26 protein-coding genes are annotated in these 23,819 nt (G+C 49.1%); 25 read left to right on the top strand and 1 reads right to left on the bottom strand.

Annotated features, from left to right (window positions below; genetic code table 11):
- Position 1: 1 nt before the first annotated feature.
- The 25 genes from U8U68_RS15000 (at position 2) to U8U68_RS14880 (ending at position 22,687) form a co-directional block, all read left to right on the top strand.
- Positions 2-529 (top strand): cell division protein SepF, encoded by a 528-nt coding sequence (locus U8U68_RS15000; protein WP_322202192.1) that lies wholly within the window; start codon positions 2-4, stop codon positions 527-529.
- Between the two features lie 146 nt (positions 530-675).
- Positions 676-1,272 (top strand): YlmH/Sll1252 family protein, encoded by a 597-nt coding sequence (locus U8U68_RS14995; protein WP_322202190.1) that lies wholly within the window; start codon positions 676-678, stop codon positions 1,270-1,272.
- A gap of 16 nt (positions 1,273-1,288) precedes the next feature.
- Positions 1,289-2,386, top strand: a complete 1,098-nt coding sequence (locus U8U68_RS14990) for a DivIVA domain-containing protein (RefSeq protein ID WP_322202188.1) — start codon at positions 1,289-1,291, stop codon at positions 2,384-2,386.
- A gap of 23 nt (positions 2,387-2,409) precedes the next feature.
- Positions 2,410-2,910, top strand: a complete 501-nt coding sequence (lspA, locus tag U8U68_RS14985) for a signal peptidase II (RefSeq protein ID WP_322202186.1) — start codon at positions 2,410-2,412, stop codon at positions 2,908-2,910.
- A gap of 46 nt (positions 2,911-2,956) precedes the next feature.
- On the top strand, positions 2,957-3,889 hold the full coding sequence (locus tag U8U68_RS14980) for an RluA family pseudouridine synthase (RefSeq protein ID WP_322202184.1): 933 nt from the start codon (positions 2,957-2,959) through the stop codon (positions 3,887-3,889).
- The gene (locus tag U8U68_RS14975; RefSeq protein ID WP_322202182.1) at positions 3,886-4,278 is read left to right on the top strand and encodes a hypothetical protein; all 393 of its coding nucleotides are present in this window, start codon (positions 3,886-3,888) and stop codon (positions 4,276-4,278) included. Before U8U68_RS14980 ends, U8U68_RS14975 begins: the two co-directional genes overlap by 4 nt.
- A gap of 243 nt (positions 4,279-4,521) precedes the next feature.
- Positions 4,522-5,400, top strand: a complete 879-nt coding sequence (locus tag U8U68_RS14970; RefSeq protein ID WP_322202180.1) for a YicC/YloC family endoribonuclease — start codon at positions 4,522-4,524, stop codon at positions 5,398-5,400.
- 27 nt (positions 5,401-5,427) lie between these two features.
- The gene (locus tag U8U68_RS14965) at positions 5,428-5,682 is read left to right on the top strand and encodes a DUF370 domain-containing protein (protein WP_322202178.1); all 255 of its coding nucleotides are present in this window, start codon (positions 5,428-5,430) and stop codon (positions 5,680-5,682) included.
- Entirely contained in the window at positions 5,675-6,280 is a 606-nt protein-coding gene (gmk, locus tag U8U68_RS14960; protein ID WP_322202176.1) for a guanylate kinase, read from the top strand. The genes U8U68_RS14965 and gmk overlap by 8 nt, the downstream gene beginning before the upstream one ends.
- A gap of 46 nt (positions 6,281-6,326) precedes the next feature.
- Positions 6,327-6,536 (top strand): DNA-directed RNA polymerase subunit omega, encoded by a 210-nt coding sequence (locus tag U8U68_RS14955; RefSeq protein WP_322202174.1) that lies wholly within the window; start codon positions 6,327-6,329, stop codon positions 6,534-6,536.
- The gene (gene priA / locus U8U68_RS14950) at positions 6,533-8,974 is read left to right on the top strand and encodes a replication restart helicase PriA (RefSeq protein WP_322202172.1); all 2,442 of its coding nucleotides are present in this window, start codon (positions 6,533-6,535) and stop codon (positions 8,972-8,974) included. The genes U8U68_RS14955 and priA overlap by 4 nt, the downstream gene beginning before the upstream one ends.
- 25 nt (positions 8,975-8,999) lie before the next feature.
- Entirely contained in the window at positions 9,000-9,479 is a 480-nt protein-coding gene (def, locus tag U8U68_RS14945) for a peptide deformylase (protein ID WP_322202169.1), read from the top strand.
- Positions 9,480-9,615: 136 nt separating this feature from the next.
- Entirely contained in the window at positions 9,616-10,536 is a 921-nt protein-coding gene (fmt, locus tag U8U68_RS14940; RefSeq protein WP_322202167.1) for a methionyl-tRNA formyltransferase, read from the top strand.
- Positions 10,537-10,599: 63 nt separating this feature from the next.
- Positions 10,600-11,931 (top strand): 16S rRNA (cytosine(967)-C(5))-methyltransferase RsmB, encoded by a 1,332-nt coding sequence (gene rsmB, locus U8U68_RS14935; protein WP_322202165.1) that lies wholly within the window; start codon positions 10,600-10,602, stop codon positions 11,929-11,931.
- Between the two features lie 10 nt (positions 11,932-11,941).
- A complete protein-coding gene (rlmN, locus tag U8U68_RS14930) occupies positions 11,942-12,985 on the top strand; it encodes a dual-specificity RNA methyltransferase RlmN (protein ID WP_496196385.1) in 1,044 nt (347 codons plus the stop codon).
- Positions 12,975-13,712, top strand: a complete 738-nt coding sequence (locus tag U8U68_RS14925; protein ID WP_322202161.1) for a Stp1/IreP family PP2C-type Ser/Thr phosphatase — start codon at positions 12,975-12,977, stop codon at positions 13,710-13,712. The genes rlmN and U8U68_RS14925 overlap by 11 nt, the downstream gene beginning before the upstream one ends.
- 16 nt (positions 13,713-13,728) lie before the next feature.
- Entirely contained in the window at positions 13,729-15,783 is a 2,055-nt protein-coding gene (gene pknB / locus U8U68_RS14920; RefSeq protein WP_322202159.1) for a Stk1 family PASTA domain-containing Ser/Thr kinase, read from the top strand.
- A gap of 11 nt (positions 15,784-15,794) precedes the next feature.
- Positions 15,795-16,688, top strand: a complete 894-nt coding sequence (rsgA, locus tag U8U68_RS14915) for a ribosome small subunit-dependent GTPase A (protein ID WP_322202157.1) — start codon at positions 15,795-15,797, stop codon at positions 16,686-16,688.
- The gene (locus tag U8U68_RS14910) at positions 16,661-17,302 is read left to right on the top strand and encodes a thiamine diphosphokinase (RefSeq protein ID WP_322202155.1); all 642 of its coding nucleotides are present in this window, start codon (positions 16,661-16,663) and stop codon (positions 17,300-17,302) included. Before rsgA ends, U8U68_RS14910 begins: the two co-directional genes overlap by 28 nt.
- A gap of 199 nt (positions 17,303-17,501) precedes the next feature.
- A complete protein-coding gene (locus U8U68_RS14905) occupies positions 17,502-17,675 on the top strand; it encodes a hypothetical protein (protein ID WP_322202153.1) in 174 nt (57 codons plus the stop codon).
- A 304-nt stretch (positions 17,676-17,979) separates the two neighbouring features.
- Positions 17,980-18,363: a helix-turn-helix transcriptional regulator gene (locus tag U8U68_RS14900; protein ID WP_322202151.1), complete on the top strand. Its 384-nt coding sequence runs from the start codon at positions 17,980-17,982 to the stop codon at positions 18,361-18,363.
- 156 nt (positions 18,364-18,519) lie between these two features.
- Positions 18,520-20,055 (top strand): DUF3794 domain-containing protein, encoded by a 1,536-nt coding sequence (locus U8U68_RS14895; protein ID WP_322202150.1) that lies wholly within the window; start codon positions 18,520-18,522, stop codon positions 20,053-20,055.
- Between the two features lie 207 nt (positions 20,056-20,262).
- Complete coding sequence (gene spoIVA, locus U8U68_RS14890; RefSeq protein WP_322202148.1) at positions 20,263-21,738, top strand: stage IV sporulation protein A; 1,476 nt, start codon at positions 20,263-20,265, stop codon at positions 21,736-21,738.
- The gene (locus U8U68_RS14885) at positions 21,738-22,088 is read left to right on the top strand and encodes a hypothetical protein (protein WP_322202146.1); all 351 of its coding nucleotides are present in this window, start codon (positions 21,738-21,740) and stop codon (positions 22,086-22,088) included. The genes spoIVA and U8U68_RS14885 overlap by 1 nt, the downstream gene beginning before the upstream one ends.
- Positions 22,089-22,252: 164 nt before the next feature.
- Entirely contained in the window at positions 22,253-22,687 is a 435-nt protein-coding gene (locus tag U8U68_RS14880; RefSeq protein WP_322202144.1) for a hypothetical protein, read from the top strand.
- Between the two features lie 505 nt (positions 22,688-23,192).
- On the opposite strand, the gene U8U68_RS14875 is transcribed toward U8U68_RS14880, so the two are convergent.
- Positions 23,193-23,699 (bottom strand): radical SAM protein, encoded by a 507-nt coding sequence (locus U8U68_RS14875; protein WP_367575834.1) that lies wholly within the window; start codon positions 23,697-23,699, stop codon positions 23,193-23,195.
- Positions 23,700-23,819: the final 120 nt, after the last annotated feature.

Below are 23,819 nucleotides of genomic sequence, written 5' to 3'. Positions count from 1 at the left end.
TATGGCAGGATTTATGAATAAGCTGCAAAAAATGTGGAATCCGCCGGAGGACGAGTATGAGTACGAGGATTATCCCGAGGAAGAAGTAAAAGAACCAGAGGAAACACCGCAGCCCAGTGTGGTGACGTCTTTTAGCGAGCCACGCCGGACTAGTTCTTTTTCCTCCTATACATCCTATGCTACCTCTAACTATACCCCCAGAGAGCGAACTGCCTCTGAGGGTAAGGTGGTAAATATTAACGCAAAAACCCAGCTGCAAGTGGTGGTGTGCAAACCTGTGTCTTTTGGAGATGAGGTACGCTCCATTGCCGACGAACTGTTGCGCCGTCACACCGTGGTACTGAACCTGGAAAAGACCGAGAAGGACGTTTCCAGGCGGATTGTGGACTTTCTCAGCGGTGTGGCCTATGCCAATAATGGGAAGATCAAACGAATCGCCACAGGCACTTTTATTATAACCCCCTATACAGTGGACCTGACTGGCGATGATGTTTTGGACGAACTGGAAAGTAACGGTCTATATTTTTGAGCGTGGAACGAGAGAGAGAACTGTTCGTTTCTAAATTGGGGGACTGCCTGAAAAGGTCTTTGCGCCGGCCTTGCTTTTTGGGATTTTTGGATGAAAGTGAAGCTGCTTTTTGTCGAGAATTCTTAAAACGGGAGGAGACCGCCTGGATGCTTTGGGGCGGTTATGAGGAAGCAGAACGGGTAATGGCGGGTTTTTTCCCTGACTATATACGCCCCGTCCCGGAGGAGTTTCCTCTAAGGGCGCTGACCGTTCGCTTTCGAAAAGAAGATGCGTTGGGGCACAGAGATTTTTTGGGAAGTTTAATGGGGCTGGGCATTGAGCGCAGCGTACTGGGGGATATATTGATTGGAGAGGGAAAAGCGGTTGTATTTCTGAAAGAGGAGATAAGCCGGTATGTCCAGGATAATCTGCGAAAGATCGGCCGTACCGGTGTAAAGATCAGTGAAGGGATCGAGGGTCCTCTGCCTGTTATCCGGGAATACAAGGACATCACGGGTGTAATTGCCTCTAACCGCTTGGACTGCATGTCTGCTTTGCTATGCCATACTAGCCGGGAAAAAGCCGGAAGGTTTGTTTCTGCTGGGCTGGTTATGGTTAATCACCGGGAAATCCTGGAGGGATCTGCCCGGATTCATGAAGGCGATATTATTTCCGTGCGTGGACATGGGAAGTTTGTAATAGATAGTTTCGGCCCTCCTACCAGTAAAGGGCGGCTGACGGTAAAATGTAGGAAATATCAATAGGGGGAGGAACTTCCAAATGCTGACTGTGAAGGAAATAAATGAGGTGAGTTTTGGGAAAGCAGGCTTTTCCGGCTATAAGCCAGAGGATGTGGATAATTTTATCGATCAGGTGGCTGCGTCCTTTCAAGAATTGCTGACACAGCGGGATGCTGCCGTAAAGCAGGCTAATGACTTAGCTGCAATGAACAATGATTTGTCGGCCAGAAATGGTGATTCTCAAAAAAAGTTGGCGATTTTGGCTCAGAAGGTAGAAAAGTACCGCCAGGAGGAAGAAGGAATTAAAGAAGCGATTCTCAATGCCCAAAGAATGTCAAAAAATTTGGTCCAAGAGGCCCAAAGCCGGGCAGATTCTATTTTACGGGACGCCCGAGAACAAGCGGATGTGAAGCTGCGGGACGCCGATGAGGAAGCCCGACGTATCACTTCTAACGCGGCCAATGACGCCGCCAAGGCGGCCCGGGAATATGCCCAGCAGGTAGACGCAAAAAAGTCGGAGCTGGAAGAAGTAAAGCGGCAGGTCACCGCCTTTCGGGCTTCTTTGTTGGAGATGTATAAAAAGCATTTGGAATGTATTGATCATATTCCCGTGTTCCGCCAGAAGGAGGACCGAGCAGAAAAAAGTACCCACACTCCAGAACCAGAACCTGTGGCCGAAGTTCCGGCCCGTGAAGAGCCGGAAAAGACGATGATACAGGAGAAAAGGCCAGAGCCCATTCCTGCCAATACGACGCCGGAGCCCCAGCCAGAGCCTCAGCCCGTTTCTGTGCCAGCGGCACCTCAGCCGGTTCAGCAGCCTAGAGAGCGGCAGCCGGTTTACCATCAGCCGCCTGTCGAAGAGCCGGCTGCGACCCGGCCGGCAGTTCGCTCTACAGGATCTTCTCAACCTGTACCCACACCGACCCTAAATGACCGGGTCAACTATGTACAGGAGCAATTGCAGCCCTCGCAACCTCCAGAGGACTATTTGGAAGATAACGACTTATCCTCAGTGGGCATTGACCTGAACGCATACAGTAATATCCCGGAAACGCTGCGCAAGGAGAAGAGTACAAACTACAGTCATCTGGAATTTGGAGAGGGAGTAGACGTAAATGGGCGGAAGCGAAAAAGGTGACTGGCAGAGAAGGAGAAGCGTCATTGAAACAAAGCATTATTAAGAAAATAGTTGTGTTGGCTGTTGCAGTAGCTTTAATATTTTTGGACCAAGCAACAAAGATTTTGGTGGTAGAAAGACTAAAGGATAGCGGCCAGATTTTTCAGCCAGTACTACCGGGACTTTTGGAGCTTCAGTATCTGGAAAACCCGGCGGCAGCTTTTGGACTTTTTGGAAATATCATTTGGTTAATAGCGGTTCTAACAGTAGTGGTTGCTATAGGGATTGTTGTGCTTTTGTTTCGATACAAGCAACATGACTTTTTTAGCTACACAGCGGCTGCGCTGCTGCTGGCCGGCGGGTTGGGAAATTTGATAGACAGAATGAGTAGAGGCTATGTGGTGGATTTTATCCACGTAATGTTTTTTGATTATGTATTTAATGTGGCAGACTGTTGTGTGACCGTTGGTGTGGTGTGCCTGCTGATACATTATATTTTATATCTTTCAAAAGAAAATAAAGCCTCCTCGCAGCTGAAAGAGTAAGAATTTGTGCAGCCGGCTGGCGGATGGTGCAGAAAGGAGCAGCCCTATGGGCCGGTTAATTTCACTAGTAATAGAGGAAGAGGGCCAGCGGCTGGACCAACTGTTGACGCGGCGCCTGGGGGGAATGAGCCGTTCTGCGGTGCAAAACCTTATTGCCCAGGGAAAAGTTTGCTCTAAGGGGATGTCCCTTGCCAAAAGTGTGAAGCTTCGAGCTGGGCAAGAGCTTACTGTGGAGATTCCAGAGCCGACGCCTATGGAAATAGTGGCAGAAAACATTCCTCTAGACATTGTCTATGAAGATAAAGATTTATTGGTAGTCAATAAACCTAAAGGCATGGTGGTGCACCCGGCTCCCGGAAATTATACAGGAACTCTGGTAAACGCACTGTTGTTTTATTGTGGGAAGAGCCTTTCTGGAATCAACGGAGTCATGCGCCCGGGTATTATCCACCGTATTGACAAAGATACCAGTGGGCTTTTGCTAGTAGCAAAAAATGATCTTTCCCATCAGGGTCTGGCGGCGCAGATTCAGTCCCACAGTTTGACCCGTGAATATCAGGCCGTAGTATATGGCAATGTACGGGAGAATGGCGTAGTGAACGCGCCCATAGGACGTCATCCAGTGGAGCGCAAAAAGATGGCGGTATTGCCCCAATCGCCCAGTGCCCGTGAGGCAGTGACCCATTTTTTTGTGGTGGATCAATTTTCTGGTTTTACTCTTTTACGGCTGAGGCTTGAGACCGGCAGGACCCACCAGATTCGAGTTCATATGGCCTATTTGGGACACCCAGTAGCGGGCGACCCTGTGTATGGCCCCAAAAAAGTTTTGACCGAGCTAAGAGGACAATGCCTCCATGCGGGACGAATTGGTTTTATTCATCCTCGTACCAGAGAATATTTGGAGTTTTCCGCGGCTGTCCCAGAATATTTTGACAAATTTTTGACAAAGATTGGAAAAAAAGGAGGTAATACCGAATGATTGAGATTCTGCCCATGCAGGACCGAAAAGCAGAAGAGGTGCTTCTGGCGCAGATTGAGAAGGCCGGCCCAGAGGCTCGGATCCTTGCTATGTGCGAGCGGGGGCAAACCCTTGGCTGGGTGGCCCTAGAATTAAGTAAGGAGGTCTTGTATATTCTGCACATGGCGGCAGAGGGTTATGACGTTTCTCGAAAGCCCCAGGGAGAGGAGGTTTTCGTTCTGGATTCTTTGATGCGTTCGGCTGCGTCGTACGGAGAAACTTTTGGCGCTACAAAAATTGCAACCTGTTTTCCCGACTTTTTCGGCTTTTTTGCTGCCAGGGGCTTTGATTTTGACGAAAGCCATGCTTTTACGCCGATGAGCACCATTGTCAAGTATGAATTTCATTGAGCAGCTTACTGCCTACGGCCTCTTTTTTAGCCGTGGGCTTTCTTAAAAAAATATGAAATATTTGTGAAATCAGTTGCATGAAGAGCCAGGAAATGGTAAAATCTTTTGGTTAGGGATGTTGTAGTCAAGAAAAAACTTGAAGAGGCAAACATTCGCGTTTATTTATAGAGAGCGCAGTTTTTCTTTAGAGACATGACTAAAAAGATCCACGATATATCAACAAGCAGATTGGAATGAAGCGATATGCTGAAAAGTATGACTGGTTATGGACGCAGCGAGAGTACTGTGGAGGGCTGGCACATTGTTTTTGAGGTAAGATCAGTCAATCATAAATTTTTTGAGTTCAATTCCCGAATCAGCCGGGGCTATCTGTTTTTAGAGGACAAGCTAAAGACGTATTTACAGAGCCGGGTGGCCAGGGGAAAGGTGGACGTTTTTCTTCAAATTGAGAACTTGAACGAGACCAGTGTGGAAGTTGAAGTAAACCACGCCCTGGCTGCAGGGTATTATAAGGCGTTGGCGGAGCTTCAGGAGCGTTATCAGCTGCCGGATGGTCCCTCGCTGACACTGCTTAGCCGGTACCAGGACCTGTTTACTGTCCGAAAATCAGTAGAAGATGAAGAGAACGTATGGCAGATTGTCCAGGTGGCCATGGAACCCGCACTAGAATCATTCCTGCGTATGCGAGAAGCAGAGGGACAGCGCCTAAAGGCGGACCTTATGGAAAAAGCCAGTAGCGTTTTGGGTATGGTGAAACAGGTAGAGGCCCTAACACCTCAAACGGTGGCGCAGTACCGAGAGCGTCTGCGCGGCAAGATCCAGGAGTTGTTAGAGGACAACCGCTTTGATGAACAGCGGGTTCTTACCGAGGTAGCGGTGTTTGCCGATAAGGTAGCGGTAGACGAGGAAACCGTACGGCTACGCAGCCATTTTGCCCAGCTGGAAAAACTGGTGGAGTCCAACCAGCCGGTGGGCAGAAAAATTGACTTTCTGGTACAAGAGATGAACCGGGAGGCCAATACCATTGGCTCAAAGTCTCAAAATACGGAAATTGCTTATTTAGTAGTAGACATAAAGTCTGCGATAGAGAAAATACGCGAACAAGTGCAGAACGTGGAATAGCGCAAAATATTTAAGGGGGCGCTGCCCATGAAACTAGTAAATATTGGATTTGGCAATATGGTTTCTGCGGAAAAAGTGGTGGCAGTGGTCAGTAATGAGTCCGCGCCTATCAAGCGTATGGTCCAGGAAGCCAAAGAGCGCGGGGCTGTGATAGACGCTACTTTTGGCCGCAAAACAAAAACGGTTATAATTATGGACAGCGGCAGCATAGTGTTGTCAGCCATCCTGCCGGAAACCGTGGCCGGGCGCTTTAATGGCCTAGAGGGGGAAGAAAATGAATAAAGGACTGCTATTAGTTGTCTCCGCGCCGTCTGGCGGAGGAAAGGGTACCATTTTAGGCGAACTTTTTAAAAGGAACAGCAACCTGGTGCTGTCGGTATCAGCCACCACTCGGAATCCCCGCCCTGGAGAGGAACATGGAAAACAGTACTATTTTGTTGGCAGGGAAGAGTTTGAAGAGATGATCCGGGGGGGGAAGGTTTTAGAGTATGCCGAGTATGTGGGTAACTACTATGGTACGCCAAAACTTCCTGTAGAAAACTGGCTTAGTCAGGGGAAAGATGTGGTTTTGGAGATAGAGGTGCAGGGCGGCGCACAGATCAAGCGGTTGATGCCGGATTGTGTCTCGGTGTTTATCGTGCCGCCTTCTATGAGCATCTTAGAGAAACGCTTGCGGGACCGGGGTACAGAAAACGATGAGACAGTCCGCCGTCGCCTTGAGACTGCCCGGCAAGAGCTGACTCAAGCGAAGGATTATGATTATATTGTAATCAATGACCGTCTGGAAGATGCGGTAGACGATTTGCAAGCTATCCTGCGGGGAGAAAAAAGACGGTATTCCAGAAATCAAGAAATGATAGAAGCTGTGTTAAATGGCTGAATTAATAGGAAAAACAGGATATTTTGAGAAAGGAATGTGATATAAAATGTTAAAACCGTCTGCAAACATCATTAAAACACCTCATTTGAACCAGTATTCGCTTGTAATTGCTGTGGCAAAACGTGCCAGGCAGATTACAGAAAGGGCTGAAAATGAGGGAATCAAGCTAGTGGAAAAACCGGTAGATCTTGCGGTGCAGGATTTTGTGAAGGACAAAGTTACCATCATTGAGCCGGAAACCAAAGAGGGCATATGACAGAACTAGTCCAGGTGGCGGTAGAGAATACAGTCTATCATTTTGACAAGCTGTTCACCTATCAGGTGCCGGAACCCTTTCGGGCGCACATCGTACCAGGCATGCGGGTAATGGTGCCATTCGGCGCTGGAAACCGAAAGCGCATTGGTATGGTATTTGCTCTAGAGGGCGATTTAATGACAAAGCCGAAACAGGTGGACTCTCTGCTGGACAAGGAGCCTGTGCTGGACCAGGAAATGCTGGGTCTGGCCCAGTGGCTTAAAGACCGCTGTTACTGTACGCTGTTTGAGGCGGTAAAGCTGATGATTCCCGCAGGGCTGCAATTCCGGGTGAGAGACAGTTATGTGCTAAGCAGTGGCTTTACCGATTTTGACCGGGAAAGCTATGACAGTCTATCCTGGCAGATTATTATGGCTTTGCGGGCCGCAGGTCGAGCGGTGCCTTTTGAAAAGCTTTCTGGTACGCTGGGAATTAACCGGGAGTGCCCGGAGTTTCTGGCGCTCCTGGAAAAAGGAATCGTTTGTAAAGTAAATATGGCTGCCAGCAAAATGCGGGACGCCTTTACCAAAATGGTACGTCCTATAGATGGCTTTTCTGGCAAGCTGAGCTCTCGGCAAAAAGAAGTCTACCAAGTATTAACCGATGTGGGAGAAGCTTCGGAAAAGGAGCTGTGCTATTTTACCGGAGCCTCTTCTTCCGTGGTAAAGGCTTTGGCAGATAAGGGCGCGGCAGAAATTTTTGAGTATGAGGTATACCGCAGACCGGAAACGGCTTATGTACAGGAAGGAGACGGGAAAGAACTAACGCTTTCTCTGGCTCAGCAGCAGATCTTGGAGGAACTGAAACAGGAGTATGAAATGTCGGGTTCTGGTAGCCGGTGTGCGCTGCTATACGGCGTGACCGGCAGCGGAAAGACCTCGGTCTTTTTAAAGCTTATGGAATATGTGCTGGCCCAGGGCCAGGGGGCCATCGTTATGGTGCCGGAGATCTCCTTAACCAGTCAGACCCTGCGGCAGTTTGGAAAAATTTTTGGCGACCAAGTGGCAGTATTTCATAGTGGTCTCTCTTTGGGAGAGCGTATGGATGAGTGGAAGCGTGTGCGCAGGGGCGAGGCGAAGATCGCAGTGGGAACCCGCTCTGCGGTGTTCGCTCCAGTGCGGAATTTAGGCCTCATTGTCATTGATGAAGAACAGGAGCATACGTATAAATCAGAGGCCAGCCCCCGCTATGATGCCCGAGAAGTAGCCCGGTACCGGTGCGCATCTGCAAAAGCCTTTTGCTTGCTTTCTTCAGCAACCCCTTCGATAGAGACGTTTCGCCTGGCCAAGGAAGGACGGTTTTTCTTCCATAAGCTAGCAAACCGTTTTGGTACTGCAAAGATACCGGAAGTCGAGCTGGTAGACATGAATTGGGAGGACATTCCTGGTAAGCCTATTGGAGAAACCCTGGCCCAGGCCCTACAAGATAATTTTGCTCAGGGAAAGCAGTCTATTTTGCTTTTGAATCGACGAGGGTACCATACTTTTATTACTTGCCGGTCCTGCCGTCAGGTAGTAAACTGTCCCCATTGCAGCATTTCTATGACCTACCACAGCGCTAACCGGCGTTTGATGTGCCACTATTGCGGATACTCTGTCTCTGTTAGTAAAAAGTGTCCTTCCTGTGGACAAGAAACCCTGACCTTCCGTGGGCTAGGTACCCAAAAAGCAGAGGAGCAACTGCGGGAGCTGCTGCCCGAGGCACAGGTGCTGCGCCTGGACACCGATTCGGTTTCAGCGAAGTACTCTTTAGAGCGGCGCTTAGAGGATTTCGCCCGGGGAGAGTATCAGGTTATGGTGGGTACGCAGATGGTGGCCAAAGGGCTTAATTTTGAAAATGTAACGCTGGTGGGAGTTCTATCAGCAGACCAGTCTTTATATAATGATGATTTTCGCAGCAATGAACGTACCTTCGACCTGCTCACTCAGGTGGTGGGTCGGGCAGGAAGGGGAAAGTATCCGGGGCGGGCCATTATTCAAACCTTTACACCAGAGAACTCTGTGCTGCATTTAGCCGCAAAGCAGGACTATTTTAGCTTTGTCCAAGAGGAATTGGCTTATCGAAAGGCCCTGCTGTATCCGCCCTATGTGGATCTGCTAGTGATCGGTTTTGTGGGTGCAGAAGAGGCGCTGACCCGTCAGGCAGCGCAAAATTTTTTGGAACAGTTCAGCGGTTTAGCGGAGAGAGAATTTGCAAATTTGCCTCTGCGTGTGCTCCAGCCCTCGCCGGCAGCGGTGGCAAGGGTTTCTGGAAAGTACCGCTATAAACTAATTATAAAATGTAGAAACAGCCCGGAGCTTCGAAAGATGACGGCCCAGCTGCTTACCCGTTTTGCGGGGCAAAGGGAATTTCAACAGGTAAGCGTTTACGCGGACCCCAATCCCAATCGAATATTATAAGCCATGCAAGAAAGGAATGGTCACAATGGCAATTAGAAACATAGTGCAGGTTGGAGACGATATTCTAAATAAGGAGTGTCGACTGGTAGAAAGGTTTGACGATAAGCTCCACCAGCTGCTGGACGATATGCAGGAGACCCTGAGCCAGGCAAATGGCGCCGGGCTGGCAGGTCCCCAGGTAGGGGTGCTGCGGCAAATTTGCATTGTGGATGTGGGAGATGGTCCCATTGAACTAATTAATCCGGAAATTGTCGCCACAGAGGGTGAACAGGATGGTCCTGAGGGCTGCTTGTCCTTTCCAGAGGAATGGGGGATGGTTACCCGGCCTATGAAGGTTACTGTTAAGGCCCAGAATCGAAAGGGAAAATGGTTTGAAATAACCGGCGATGAACTGTGCGCCAGAGCTTTTTGTCATGAAATCGACCATTTGCATGGCGTGGTCTTTACCAAACGAGCCAGTCGTATGCTAACCCCAGAGGAAATTGAGGCATTAAAAGAAAGTTAGAAAGCCTGGAGTTTCCTGCGGCGCGTACCCTAGCAACAAATCAAGTTGGGACGATAAAAAAGATAACTTCCAAGATGCGTTGCTTTTCAGGGCAGACTCTAAATATTTTAATGTGGAAAGGAACGGTTTTACCTCCATGCGGATTATCTTTATGGGCACCCCGGACTTTGCTGTTCCAACGCTGGAAAGTCTGATTGTTCATGGTTATACCATATGTGGCGTGTTTACACAGCCAGATCGTCCCAAGGGACGGGGGCACAAGCTGCAAGCTCCTCCTGTAAAGGAACTTGCCTTGCGGCAGGGGCTGCCTGTTTATCAGCCAGATACATTGCGGGATAGAGCAGTTCAAGAGGAAATAGCCCGTCTTTCCGCAGATGTGATCGTGGTGGTAGCCTATGGGAAGATGCTCCCTCGGGAGGTACTAGCTATGCCCAAGCTGGGGTGTATCAATGTTCATGGTTCGCTGCTTCCCAAATACCGGGGCGCTGCACCCATACAGTGGGCTGTACTCAATGGAGAATCCACCACAGGCGTGACCACTATGTATATGGCTGAAGGTATGGATACCGGCGATATACTGCTAAAAGCTGAAGTGACAGTGGGGCAGGAGGAAACCGCTGGAGAGCTGTTTGATCGGCTGAAAATATTGGGCGCAAAACTGCTGGTGGAAACATTGGATTATTTAAATTTAGGATGTTTAGCCCCAATACCCCAGGACGAAGCGCAGGCAACGTTAGCACCTATGTTGAAAAAAGAGATGTCTGTTCTAGACTGGACCCTGCCTGCGCAAATACTCCATGACCAGATTCGTGGCTTAAACCCCTGGCCCTGCGCAATAGCTATGTTAAATGGAAAGCGCTTAAAACTATTAAGTTCGCGAGTAATTGAGGGAAATGACCTGCCGCCAGGCCGCGTATATGTTCAAAATGGGGAAATGATGGTATCTTGTGGTCAGCAGGCCTTGCGTATTGTGGAGCTACAAACAGAAAATGGTAAGCGGATGGGTGGCCGGGAATACCTGGTGGGACATTCCTTGGAAGAAGCGGAATTTCAATAGAGAAGAATACGCAGCGCTGCAAAGTGGTATAACTTCACAGCGCTGGGCGTAAGGAATATTTGAATGAAGAAACAGACAGCCAGAGATGTGGCGTTACGAGCGCTTTTGCAGATCCACAGACAAAATGGATATTCTAATATTGTGTTGGACCAGGCTTTAAACACTTCCGGCCTAGACAGTCGAGATGGAGCGCTTGCTTCAGCCATTGTCTATGGGGTCCTGGAGCGCCGGATCACTTTGGACTATTATCTCTCCCAGTGCCTAAAGGATCCGAGGAAGAAACTAGACCCTACCGTACAAGCGGCTTTACGCTGTGGTGCTTATCAAATTCTGTTTTTAGACCGTGTACCAGACGCCGCGGCGGTTAATGAGACAGTAAATGCCCTTAAAAATATGGAGAAAGCGCAGTTTTCCGGATTTGTAAATGGTGTGCTGCGGGGACTGATACGCAGGAAGGAACAGATCAAACCGCCAGATGGGGATAGTCTAAGGGCAAGGAGTCTACGGTATGGGGTTCCTCAGGAACTTATTGGACTATGGCAGCAGAGCTATGGGGATGAGTTTACCAGAAGCTTGTTGGGAAGCCTTATGGAAAAACCGGCGCTGTATGTGCGGATTAACAAAATGAAAGCAACGCCCCAACAGCTGAAAGCTCAGCTCGAAGCAGGTGGGATGGAGCTTGATCTAATAGATAATATGGATTACGCCGCAATTTTGCGTGGCTGTGGCGCCCCTGCCCATCTGGCGGCTTTTCAAGAAGGGCTGTTTCATGTGCAGGACTTGTCCGCTCAGATGATATGTCAAATTCTTGCGCCTAACCCCAGCGATATAATCTGTGACTGCTGCGCGGCGCCTGGAGGAAAGAGCTTTACATTAGCTCAGGAAGCACCTGGCGGAAGGATATATGCCTTTGATTTATACGAAAGTCGGGTCCGCCTTATACGAGATGGTGCAAGACGTCTGGGACTTGACCATGTTGAGGCTAGTGTAAACGACGCATTCAAGGGGTTTCAGAATTTTCCCCGGTTTGATCGAATACTATGTGATGTACCTTGCTCTGGCTTTGGGGTGATCCGGCGCAAGCCGGAGATCCGCTACCGGCCATTGGCAGAGATCCGTGATCTGCCTAAGCTACAGTATAATATCCTGCTCCAAGCATCCCGTGCATTGAAATCTGGTGGTGTGTTGGTTTACTCTACCTGTACGCTAAACCCAGCGGAAAATAGGGAGGTAGCGGAACGTTTTTTACAGGAAAATAGCGACTTTGAAGCGATGAATATCGATTTGGAAGTGACGCGTTGCGTCGTCGAGCCGCCTTATATGCTGACCATGACGCCCTTCACTGGGGCCTCGGATGGGTTTTTTGCGGCGGCTTTTCAAAAGAAACAAGGATAGGGGCGCGGCTGTGAAGAAGGCGGACGTTAAATCTAGGACGCTTCTGGAATTGCAAGAGGAATTTCTTAGCGCCGGACTGCCAAAATTTCGGGCAAAGCAGGTATATCGCTGGTTGCACCGGGGAGCAAAGAGTTTTGAAGATATGACAGATCTTTCTAAGGATTTGCGGCTCCAACTGGCAGAACGATATGAGATCACTTGGGCGGAGACTGTCCGGAAACAGACCTCTAAGGACGGTACCATGAAGTTCCTGTTTCGCATGAATGATGGCGAACTGGTGGAATCAGTGCTCATGCGTTACCATCATGGTATTTCGGTTTGCATCTCCACCCAGGTGGGTTGTAAGATGAACTGTTCTTTCTGCGCCACTGGCCGTAGTGGTTTTTCCCGTAATCTATTGCCTTCAGAGATACTGAGCCAAGTGCAGGCGGTTCAGATAGAGGCAAACGAGCGGGTTGCTAATATTGTGCTTATGGGAATGGGAGAACCTTTGGATAATTACGAAAATGTCCTGCGGTTTTTGCGTCTGGTTACGGATCCAAAAGGGATGAATATTGGAATGCGGCATATTTCGCTATCCACCTGCGGTTTGGTAGATAAAATATATGATTTAGCGGAAAAGAAATTACAGTTAACTCTGTCAGTATCTCTACACGCGCCCAATGATGAGATTCGGGGGCGGACCATGCCGGTAAACCGGCGCTGGAATATGGAAGAATTATTAAGGGCCTGCCGGCACTATGCCCGGGAAACAGGGCGTAGAATTTCCTTTGAATATGCAATGATCAGCGGCGTGAACGATATGGACTGGTGCGCCCGGGAGCTGGCGGCAAAACTGCGGGGGATGCCTGCTCATGTGAATCTGATTCCAGTCAATGACGTGACTGGTGCGGGGTATCAGAAAAGCAAACCTCAGCAGCAAAAAAGGTTTGTGGCTATTTTGGAAAGGGCTGGGTGCACGGCCACGGTGCGCAGGACCTTAGGCTCTGATATAGAAGCTTCCTGCGGACAACTTCGAAGAAAACATGAAGGAGGGGATGGATATGAGGGTTGATTTTGCCACGGATACCGGCGCGGTACGCAGTTCGAACCAGGACGCCTGCCGGTGCGGAACATTTTCAAACAGTGGCGCCTGGGCGGTGGTGTGTGATGGTATGGGAGGCGCTAATGGAGGAAATATAGCCAGCGCCATAGCGACTGAATGTATAGAAGAACAGTTGAAGAGCAAGTATACCCAAGGTGCTGGCCAGGGGAATCTGAAAAGTTTAATTCTTAATGCCATTGGCCAGGCCAACTTAGCCATTTACCAAAAGTCTCTTCAGCAGTCAGAGCTGCGGGGCATGGGCACTACGGCGGTGGTGATTTTGGCTGCGGAGAATAGACTGCATGTGGCTCATGTGGGTGACAGCCGTGCCTACCTGATGAACCAGAACGGTTTGAGCCAGCTGACTATGGACCACTCCTATGTGCAGGACCTAGTAAACTTTGGACAGATTACCAAGGCAGAGGCCAGAACCCACCCACGCCGGAACATAATTACCCGGGTCTTGGGTGTACATGACCAGGTATCGGCAGATTATGCCGTGTGGGACTTTCACCCCGGCGATATTGCCTTGGCATGCACAGATGGTTTGACCAATTATATGGAGGACAGCCTGATGGAGGAGTACATTAAGAACCACGGCCACGACGGAAGCGAGTTGGCTTCCAGGTTGATTGAATATGCCGTAAAATGTGGCGGCTCGGATAATATTACCATTGCTGTGGTTAACAATTCCTGAAACAGAGAGGTAAAATATGGATAGGTTTATTGGCAAACGACTAGACGGCAAATATGAAATACATGATTTGGTAGGCGTGGGGGGCATGGCCTATGTATACCGGGCCTATGACCGGGTCGAGGACCGCTGGGTTGCCATCAAAATTCTAAAAGAAGAATTTTCCGATAATAGTGATTTTCTTCGGCGGTTTCGCAATGAGGCAAAAGCCATAACCGTGCTGTCTCATCCCAACATTGTGGACGTGTTTGACGTCAGCTTTGGAGACCGGCTACAATATATCGTGATGGAGTACATTGACGGCATTACCCTAAAGCAGTATATCGAGCAGGAACAGGTACTCAGGCTGGATGAGGCTCTACACTTTACGGTGCAGATTTTGATGGCCCTAGAACACGCCCACGAAAAAGGGATCATCCATCGGGACATTAAACCCCAGAATGTCATGCTGTTACAGGACGGCACGATTAAGGTGACGGATTTTGGCATCGCCCGGTTCTCTCAGAGCGAGACCCAAACCATGACCGACAAGGCTATTGGTTCTGTACACTATATTGCCCCAGAGCAGGCCAGGGGGGATTATATCACTGACAAGGCTGACATTTACTCCGTAGGTGTAATGCTTTACGAGATGATTACCGGCCAGCTGCCTTTTGTAGCGGACAATGCGGTATCTGTGGCGTTGATGCAGCTTCAAGCCAAGCCAGTGATGCCCCGAGAGCTGAACCCCAACCTCCCCAGAGGTCTGGAGCAGATCACTATAAAGGCCATGGAAAAAAATCCTGTAGACCGCTTCCAGTCTGCCGGTGAAATGCTGGACGATCTGGAGCGCTTCCGGCGCAACCCTGGCATGGTGTTCCACTATGATTTACAGTCAGGCCGGGCTAGCTACAGTTCAAATTCCAATGCGGCCCGCAATTTAGAGTCCTATGACTCTGCGCGCTTCACCCCCGCATATAATGACAGCTATGAGTATGAGGAAGAATATGTGCGGTCCCAACGGGGCGCCCGGGGGGCCATGGTGGTAAAGGGGATCGTTGCTGCGGCCATTATCATCCTGCTGGCGGTGGGCGCGGTAGTGCTGATGAACAACTGGGATACTCTGCTGTCCCCTCCGGAGGATGAACAGGTGGAGGTGCCAAACTTTAAGGGGGAGCTTTATGACAGCATTTTAAACAATCCCCAGTATTCTGAGAACTTTAAGTTTAAGCGCACAGAGGGCAATGACCCCGACTTACAGCCGGGAGAAGTGATGAAACAGACCCCCGAGGCGGGTATTTCGGTGAAAAAGGGATACGAGATCGAGCTGTTGGTTAACGGAAAAATCGAACAGGTGCGAGTACCGGATATCATCAACTATTCCCAGGCGGACGCCATTGCGCTGTTAAAAGAGATGGACTTGAAGTTCAAGACAGAGAATGTGGCGGACGACGAGGTGAAGATTGGCAATGTGGTGGCTACCGACCCTCAAAAAGATACGATGGTAGATGTGGGCTCTACTATCACTGTAAAGGTCAGCAAAGGGCCTGCTACAAAGAAGGTTCATGTACCAGAGGACCTAGTGGGTAAGAGCCGCCACGAGGTGGAAGCCTTATTGCGGGAAAAGAAGTTGGAGATAGGCAGTGTCAAGACAGACGATACGAGTATTGAGCCGGCAGATACAGTGATCAGTACCAACCCAACCCCGGGTTCCGAGGTTTCTGAGGGGGCTACGGTGGATATTGTAATCAGTTCTGGTAAAGGTGCAACCAAGAGCCTTACTAAAGACATTACCCTGCCCAATGTGGACCAGGATCTTGACCTCAAGGTGTACCGCAACGGCGTTGTAGTTATCAACGAGCCGATTAATCCCACCTATGCGGGGACTTATACCTTAAGCTTCAGTGGAACCTCGGGCCAGGATACGGTGGTAGTAAATTTGAACGGCGAGGACTATATGTACCTTACCTTTAATTTCGATACCCAAGAGGTCATTATAGAACGGACCAATGAATTTGCGCCCCCTGACAATAACCCTGACCCTTCCAGCAGCGAGGATGGAGGCAGCTCTGATAACTCCACCTCTGAGGAATAATCGTGGGGCAAATGGAAATAGAAGGATTTGTGCGCAAATGTGTGGGCGGCTTTTATACAGTGGAGACGGATTTAGGGCTGTATACCTGCACGGCCCGGGGGAGATTTCGCAAAGAGAAGATTTCTCCCTGCGCTGGTGACCGGGTAGTGGTTTTGGTAGAAGAGAATGGCGCGGGTGCGCTGGCGAAGATTCTACCTCGAAGAAACCACTTGATTCGTCCTCCGGTAGCTAATTTGGACCAGCTGTTTATTGTGGCATCAGTACAAGAACCTGGGGCTAATACCTTTCTTATTGATAAGACGATTGCCGCCGCCGAGCTGAAAGGTATCTGTCCTGTAGTAGTTCTTACCAAGGCCGACTTGGGCGGTGCGGAGCCGTTAGAAGAGGCTTATCACATGGCGGGCATCGACTGCTGTGTTGCTTCTTCCAAGACTGGCGTTGGGGTAGAACGGGTCCGAGTCCTGCTACAGGGGAAGGTCTCCGCCTTTATCGGAAATTCCGGTGTGGGAAAATCCACCCTGCTTAACGCGGTTTTTCCTGGGTTAAAGTTAACTACGGGAGAGATCAGCCAAAAGTTGGGGCGGGGTCGGCATACCACCCGGCAGGTAGAGTTCTATAAGTTGGAAAGCGGCTATGTGGCAGACACGCCGGGTTTTTCCACTTTCGATTTGGAGCGGTATCAGCTGACAGATAAGGAGCGGCTGGTCCTTGGTTTTCGAGAGATCGCCGCCTTTGCCCAAGATTGCCAGTTTACTTCCTGTTCCCATACCTGTGAAAAAGGATGCGCGGTCCTACAGGCTCTACAGCAAGGGAAGATCGCCCGGTCGAGATTTGAAAGCTATGTGGAAATGTATCAAGAAATAAAGGGTGTTAAACAATGGGAGCTGAAAAGCAAGCGTGTATGATCATCGGCGCTGCGCCTTTGGACAGCGGCCGGATCTTTAAAGAATTTGATCCTAGGCATTATTATGTGATCTGCGCGGATGCTGGGTATGAGACGGCCATTCGGGCTGGAATCAAGCCGGACCTAATTGTAGGCGACTTTGACTCAGCTAAACAGCCTCCTCCGGAGAGCATTAAATGTATGGCTTTACCGGTGGAGAAGGATGTGACAGATACCATGTTCGCAGTGCTGAAGGGATTTAGCTATGGGTTTCGCAGTTTTTTGCTGCTGGGATGCTTGGGGGGCCGGCGGGTAGACCATAGCCTGGCCAACCTAGAGGTGTTGCAATATATTCGGGAACACGGCGGACACGGGATTATTGCCGATGCCAGTACAAAAATATTCCTGCTTCATGACGAACGGCTGAAGATGACTGGTATGAGCGGTGCGACAGTGTCTGTGTTCCCCTATAATGGTTCTGCCTGTACGGTAAGCTATTCAGGGCTGAAATATCCGCTGAACCGGGAACAATTGAGCTGCGGTGGTTTCCCCATGGGAGTAAGTAATCAGGTGGCGGGAGACCCAGCAGAGGTGCGGGTGCATAACGGCACCGCTCTCGTGGTCGTGGTACAGTAACACTTTTTTCTTGAGTGTATATACTGAACTAGGCGGCACTTACATGGGAGCTGCAAGCAGGTGTTTTGACCGGTTTAGTTTGTTTTGGGTTAATGAAATTCCCCTCGGTCTGCTGCTCTTTTAGAACAGATAAAACTGCTTGTCTGACGCATGTAGACAACCGCCTAGCGAGTAAATTGCCCGGGGGAGGCCGGATACCATGTCAAAACGAAAGCTCAACTGTACCTGCTTGAAAGACTGCCATTGCCGGAATATGTGTACGGTCTGTTTTGGCTTGGGAATGACCATTTCCTGCTTTTGCCCCGTAGGGTTCACGCTCTTTCTTTCCGCTGTTATATTGGTGGCCCTGGGGTTCTCGCTATTACGGCAGTAAAGGAGAGATAACGCGATGAAAGTGGTCATTTTAGAGAAGAGAAAAGGTTTTTGGGGCTTTTTTCTGCGGAAGCTGTATGGGATCAGAAAGGTAGAAGAGGCCTAAAAAGTACTTAAGAGGGTTGTTTTGATCCGAGCGGAAGAGGCGGTGTGCGGGCCTGGTCCCAAACGCCGCTTTTTCGCGTTTTTTGGTCCCTTGTAAGCCGCAAAAATGCCCGATTTTTCCCAGGTTGCGCGATAGTTGGTGGAGGAAACCAGCGGGTTTATGCTACTATGAGGACAAAATAAAGAAAGGAGGCAAAAGGATGGGTTTGAATTTTTTCGTGGCAATCCCCGCCATACTGATCGGCCTGCTGTTTTTTGGCCTGGCAATCTATGTGCTGGTGCTGATTATCCGGGCGTTGCGCAAATACCTGCGGTCTGCCCAGGTAAAAAAAGAGGTGTCCCAGGCGCAAAGGTCCTTGGGCGAGACCATTCGAGAGTACCGCAGCCGCTGCAAAATGACCCAGGAGTTTGTGGCCGAGAGCCTGGGTGTCAGCCGTCAGGCGGTCTCTAAGTGGGAAAGCGGGGCCTCGGACCCCAGCACCTCAAACTTGTTCGCCCTGGCCAAGCTCTTTGGCGTTTCGGCGGAAGAACTGCTAAAAGGAGTATGCGGCCCTGGCAATATGGAAAAAACCGGGGAGTCATAAGAAGAAAAGGACAGCGTGAGCCAGCGGCGCTGTTCTTTTTTGCGTAAAGAGCAGGAGCGCTGCCGCTTAAAATCAGCAGGGGGCGCTTTTGTCCGCATAATTTTCTTTGGGACGCATACATATTAAGCAAAAGAAAGCCAAAGGAGAGGATGCTGTATGCAGGCCCAAATAAAGACCGCGCCCTATGAATACTTTGACCCCGTATTTGACGGCCGTTACGAAACGCCGGTTGACACCGAATACAATCTGCCGGATTACTGCGCGGACATTCAAAAGATACTGAAATGCCGGGTAGTTCCAGAGGTATCATCTTACATCATTACGGGAGATACCCTAACCTGTGATGGGGTATGCGATATTCGGGTGATGTATCTGGACAGTAAGGGTGACTGTGTCCGCTGCTGTGAGTTTACAAAGGAATTCTCCGCTTCTATCAAGCTAAAAGCTTCTGAGGAAAAGGCCATAGCCTGTGTGCAGGCATCCATTTCACATTTAACCTGCCGGGCGGTCAGTGCCAGAAGAGTCGATCTACACGCAGCAGTGTCCCTGCATGTGCTGGCTGTTGTACAAAGAAAAGAACTGATCACCTGTAGTTTAGAAGACGAGTCCATTGAAAAACGGGGAGATTCCTTCCAGGCCCATCAGGCGGTGAACGCGGTATGCCATCAATTTACCATTGAAGATACCTTGCCGGTAAAGAACGGCAAGCCGCCCATAGAGGCTATCCTGCGTCGGGATGTTTCTTGCCGGGTGATTGAGAGCCGCCTTTCAGAGGAACGACTGACTGTGAACGGTACAGCGGATATTTCTTTTCTCTATACTTCGGCGGTCGATAGTACCAATGTGGAAAAGCTTTCCGCCTCAATTGATTTCAGCCAGATTATTGAATGCTCGGGAGCTTCAGAGGACTGTATTTGCGACCTGCGGATTGTAACAGGGGAAAGCAGCATCCAGCCCCGAGAGGACGACGTGGGGGAATACACAGGGGTCAGCGTGGTGGTAAAGGTGTTTTTGATGGCCTTTTTGTACAAGGCCTGCGAGGTGGAGATCATCAATGACGCATACTCGGTGAAAGCGCCGCTGGAACTGCGTTACGCCCAAAGCTCTTTTACCCAAATCCATGGGGTATCTTCTGAAGTGTTGAAAAAAAAGTGTAGCCTAACGGTTTCTGATGACGAGATCCAGCGAGTATTGGATGTTTGGTGTGAACAGGACAATGTACAGTCCACTTGTGAAAAGACCAAGATAAACTACCGGGTTAAGTATACGATCTGTATGCTATATGTAAATGCCCAAGGAAGGATTCTCTACGCGGAAAAGCAGTTTGATCACAATTTTACGGTGGAGTTAGAGAACCAGCTAGCCAAGCGCTGCGATACCGTATGGCACACGGAACTGTGGGAGTATCGAATCCTAGACCGGAACACAGTAGAGATTTCTGCTGAAACCTCTGTGACCTCGCTACTGATGAGTATGGATAATGTGAAATATCTGACCTCGGCGGGCATGGAAGAGAACGCCAAAGATTTTGATGTGCGTCCACGGTTTCTGGTGTACTACGCCTCTCAGGGGGAAAAGCTGTGGGACATCGCTAAAAATCACCGAGCGCTGCTCACGGATCTAAGAAACCAAAATGAGCTATTTGAGGACACCGTGCCGGAGTCTAGGCCAATCATTATTTGTAACCGTTGAAAAAGAGGGGAGCTATGAACTTGAACCGAAAGGAATTGGCCTTTGGCACATATTCAGTCGGTAACAAGACGTAAAAGTATAAAAATGTTTGCAAACCCTGTAACCGGTAATGATTTGCAATGCGATGAACAGCTGCCGGGTGCCTGAAAGATATGCCTAGTATCCTATCGGTACAAGTTCCAATACCCACGGAAAGGAATGAATTTGATGGAAGATTTTAACGTATATAAGGACATCCAGGACCGTACTAATGGCGAAATCTATATTGGTGTGGTGGGACCGGTCCGTACTGGAAAGTCTACATTTATCAAAAAGTTTATGGACACAGTGGTAATTCCCAATATTCCAGACGGGCTTCAGCGGGAGCGGGCAGTGGATGAACTGCCTCAGTCCTCGGCCGGACGTACCATTATGACTACAGAGCCAAAGTTTATCCCAGAGCAGGCGGTTTCGGTGCAGATCGACAGTGACGCAATGTTCAGTGTGCGGATGATCGATTGTGTGGGATATATTGTGCCCAGTGCCATTGGCTACATAGAAGAGGACCAGCCCCGCATGGTACGCACGCCTTGGTTTGAAGAGCCAATCCCATTTAATATGGCGGCAGAGATCGGAACCAAAAAAGTGATTACCGAGCATTCCACCATCGGCTTGGTGATTACCACAGACGGCAGTATTAGCGATATTCCCAGGGATGAGTATGAAGAGGCAGAGGAACGGGTAATTGACGAGCTAAACCAGACCAACCGTCCTTTTGTAATGCTGTTGAACTGTGTTGACCCAGGGGATCCGGTGTCCAAAGAGCTGGCCGGAAGGCTCTCGGAAAAATATAGCGTGCCCGTTCTTCCTGTGAATTGTATTGACATTACAGAGCAGGGGATTAAGGAAATCATTGCCAGCCTGCTGTACCAGTTCCCTGTACGGGAGGTCGAGCTGGCAGTGCCCGGATGGGTGGCAGGCCTGGGGGCAGACCACTGGCTGTACTCATCTGTATTTGGGACGATCAAGGACTGCTGTGGCATTCAGCGTATGCGGGAAGTAAAGTTCATGCTAGAGAACATGCGCACTTGTGAGCCAGTGGAGAGTGTGAACGTCCGGAAGATTGACCTGGGCAGCGGCCGGGCCAGTGCGGAGCTAATCTTTGACCAATCCTTGTTCTATAAAATCCTCAGTGAAAAAACAGAACTGGAAATCCAAGATGAGTCAGAACTGCTAGCCCAGCTTATCGAAATGACCCAGATCAAAAAGACTTTTCAAAAGCTGCGCCAAGCCTATGATGACGTCCTGGAAACCGGCTACGGCATTGTCATGCCCGATGTAGAAGAGCTTACCCTGGAAGAGCCGCAGATTTTAAAGCAAAGCGGCAAATACGGCATCCGACTAAAGGCAACTGCGCCGTCTATTCATATGCTGCGTACTCAGATCAACACAGAAATCACGCCTATTGTGGGGTCCGAGCAGCAGTCGGAGGAACTGGTACTATATCTGCTTAAGGAGTTCGAGGAAAACCCGGTGAAGATATGGGAGTCCAATATCTTTGGAAAGTCCCTGCATTCCCTGGTTAATGAGGGAATGCACAACAAATTATACCGTATGCCTAACGATGCTCGAGAAAAGGTGCGCGAGACCATTGAAAGAATTATCAATGATGGATGCAGCGGCCTGATCTGTATTATACTGTAATGCAGGACCGGGATGAGCTGCGGGAAATAGACAACCTGGGAGAGGAGGAGGATTTTCAGGGACAATGGGAAGAGGACTTACCTGAAAAACCGGCCTGGGGTGGCGTACCTCTTTTACAGGCAGCGCTTTGTGCGCTACTAATTGTAGGAATGGTGTATTTAAAAGTTGCCGGCAAAGAGCAATATGAACAGATTGCCCAGTGGTACCGGCAAGAGATGGCCCAAGAAATAGAACTGCCGCAGATTAAAGGATCTGGGCCTGCTGCCACTCCTTTTCCTTCTCCAGAGCCAACACCCGCTGAAACACCACCACCCTCAGGACTAGAGAGTACGGCGGCACATATACTGTGAAGTTGGAATTCTGTGTGGGTCGCTGCCAGATAGGCATAGGTTTTTCCTGCTTTGCGCTGTTGTCCGCCTGCTGCTTGTTCACAGGAATGGAGAGCAGCGCAGTCTGTTTGTTGGCAGTTTTTTTACATGAATGTGCGCATTTGGCAGTTATGTGGGCTTTTCATGTGCCACCAGACCGAGTAGAAGTATCCGCTTTGGGCTGCCGGGTGGTGCGGCAAAGCGGCTGGGGAACCACGGACTATCAACAAATGATAATTTCTCTGGCAGGGCCAGCCATCAATTTGCTATGTTTTGGGATGACCGCCCTGGCCGGAAAGAACGGTGACTTTACAGGAGTCAACCTTGCCTTGGGGATCGCCCATAGTCTACCCATAGAGCCGCTGGACGGCGGGTTGGCCCTGCGGTATTTTCTACAAAGCCAGCTGGAAGAGGGAACGGCGGAGAGAGTCAGCCGGATTGTTTCCTTAGCGCTTTTGCTGCCTCTATCAGTATTGGGATTTTTGGTTTTGCTAAATACCAGATATAATTATTCTCTGCTGGCACTGAGTGTCTATTTAATGCTATATATGGTTTTGGGAAAAGATTACTCATTGCCCTGACCTCTTGCAAAAAAACAGAAAACAGGGTATAATGAGCAAAAACAGAGAAAAAGGGATGAATGATGTACCCAAAAGAGGTTGAAAAGCTACTGCTGAAGGTCCAAAAGCCTGGCCGTTATGTGGGTGATGAGGCACAGTCGGTTATAAAAGAAAAAAAGATGTGGAAGTGCGTTTTGCTTTCTGTTTTCCGGATCTGTATGTATAGGAAGTTTGAGTCGTACCATTTCATCTTATTTAGTGTGTGTTGCGCGATGAAAACACAATATATAGTGTTCAATTAATACCAACAGGGACCAAAATTACGGTTTTACTTTTGTGGCCGTTAGTGGTGTTGTGGCGGAATTCGTGTAATTTACGTTCAGGGAGATTGGCAATCAGAAGCGTTTATAGACTAGGAGGATTGTATTTGCAATCCTCCTTTTTAATATAAGAAAAAAGAGCAGATCACTTTGAATCTGCTCTTCCTGTACCAACTGACTTATTAAAGTTGAAATAGAGTGAAGGGTTATAAAACTCGCAAATTACAACAGTCAAGTGGATTTGGATTGAAATGATCGCGCCAATACAGGTAATGCTCAGTAACGTCTTCGCATACAGTAATACACGGAATTTTGATTTTACTATGGATACGCATTTTTTCATCTAAAGGAAGATGTGAATATCCTCCTTGGCGGAGAGTGTACTTTGAAAAATCCACATTAAATAACCATTTCTTTATCCATGCGTTGATCCGCAAAAACTCTATAATACCTTTTTCGATTTTCAAGCTGGCCAATTTATCAAAATCAAAGAAGTCCGGAATTAAAGGGCTTAGCCGGATAGATACGTCAAAACCCAAGTCTTGTAGTTTTAGAATAGATTGGATTCGTTTGGATGGTGGGCTTGCCTTTTCATAGCTGAATGCCCTATCATCATCTAAGCACGTTACTGATATCTGTATATGTGCAAGGTCTTTGTCCAGGATTTCTAGGTATTCTGGCTCTGTTATTAGATGAGATTTGGTCACAATCAAATATATTACTCCTCCGCCGAAAGATAGGAAAGAAGCGGATGGAGGAAAAAACGAATAACCCGAGAGGGATTATGCTGGAGCCGACGCATAAATGAATGAATGTTATGAGAGATATCCTGC

Source organism: Acutalibacter intestini, from assembly GCF_034334985.1.
Lineage (GTDB): Bacteria > Bacillota > Clostridia > Oscillospirales > Acutalibacteraceae > Acutalibacter > Acutalibacter intestini.
This window is presented reverse-complemented; position numbering and strand designations above follow the sequence as displayed.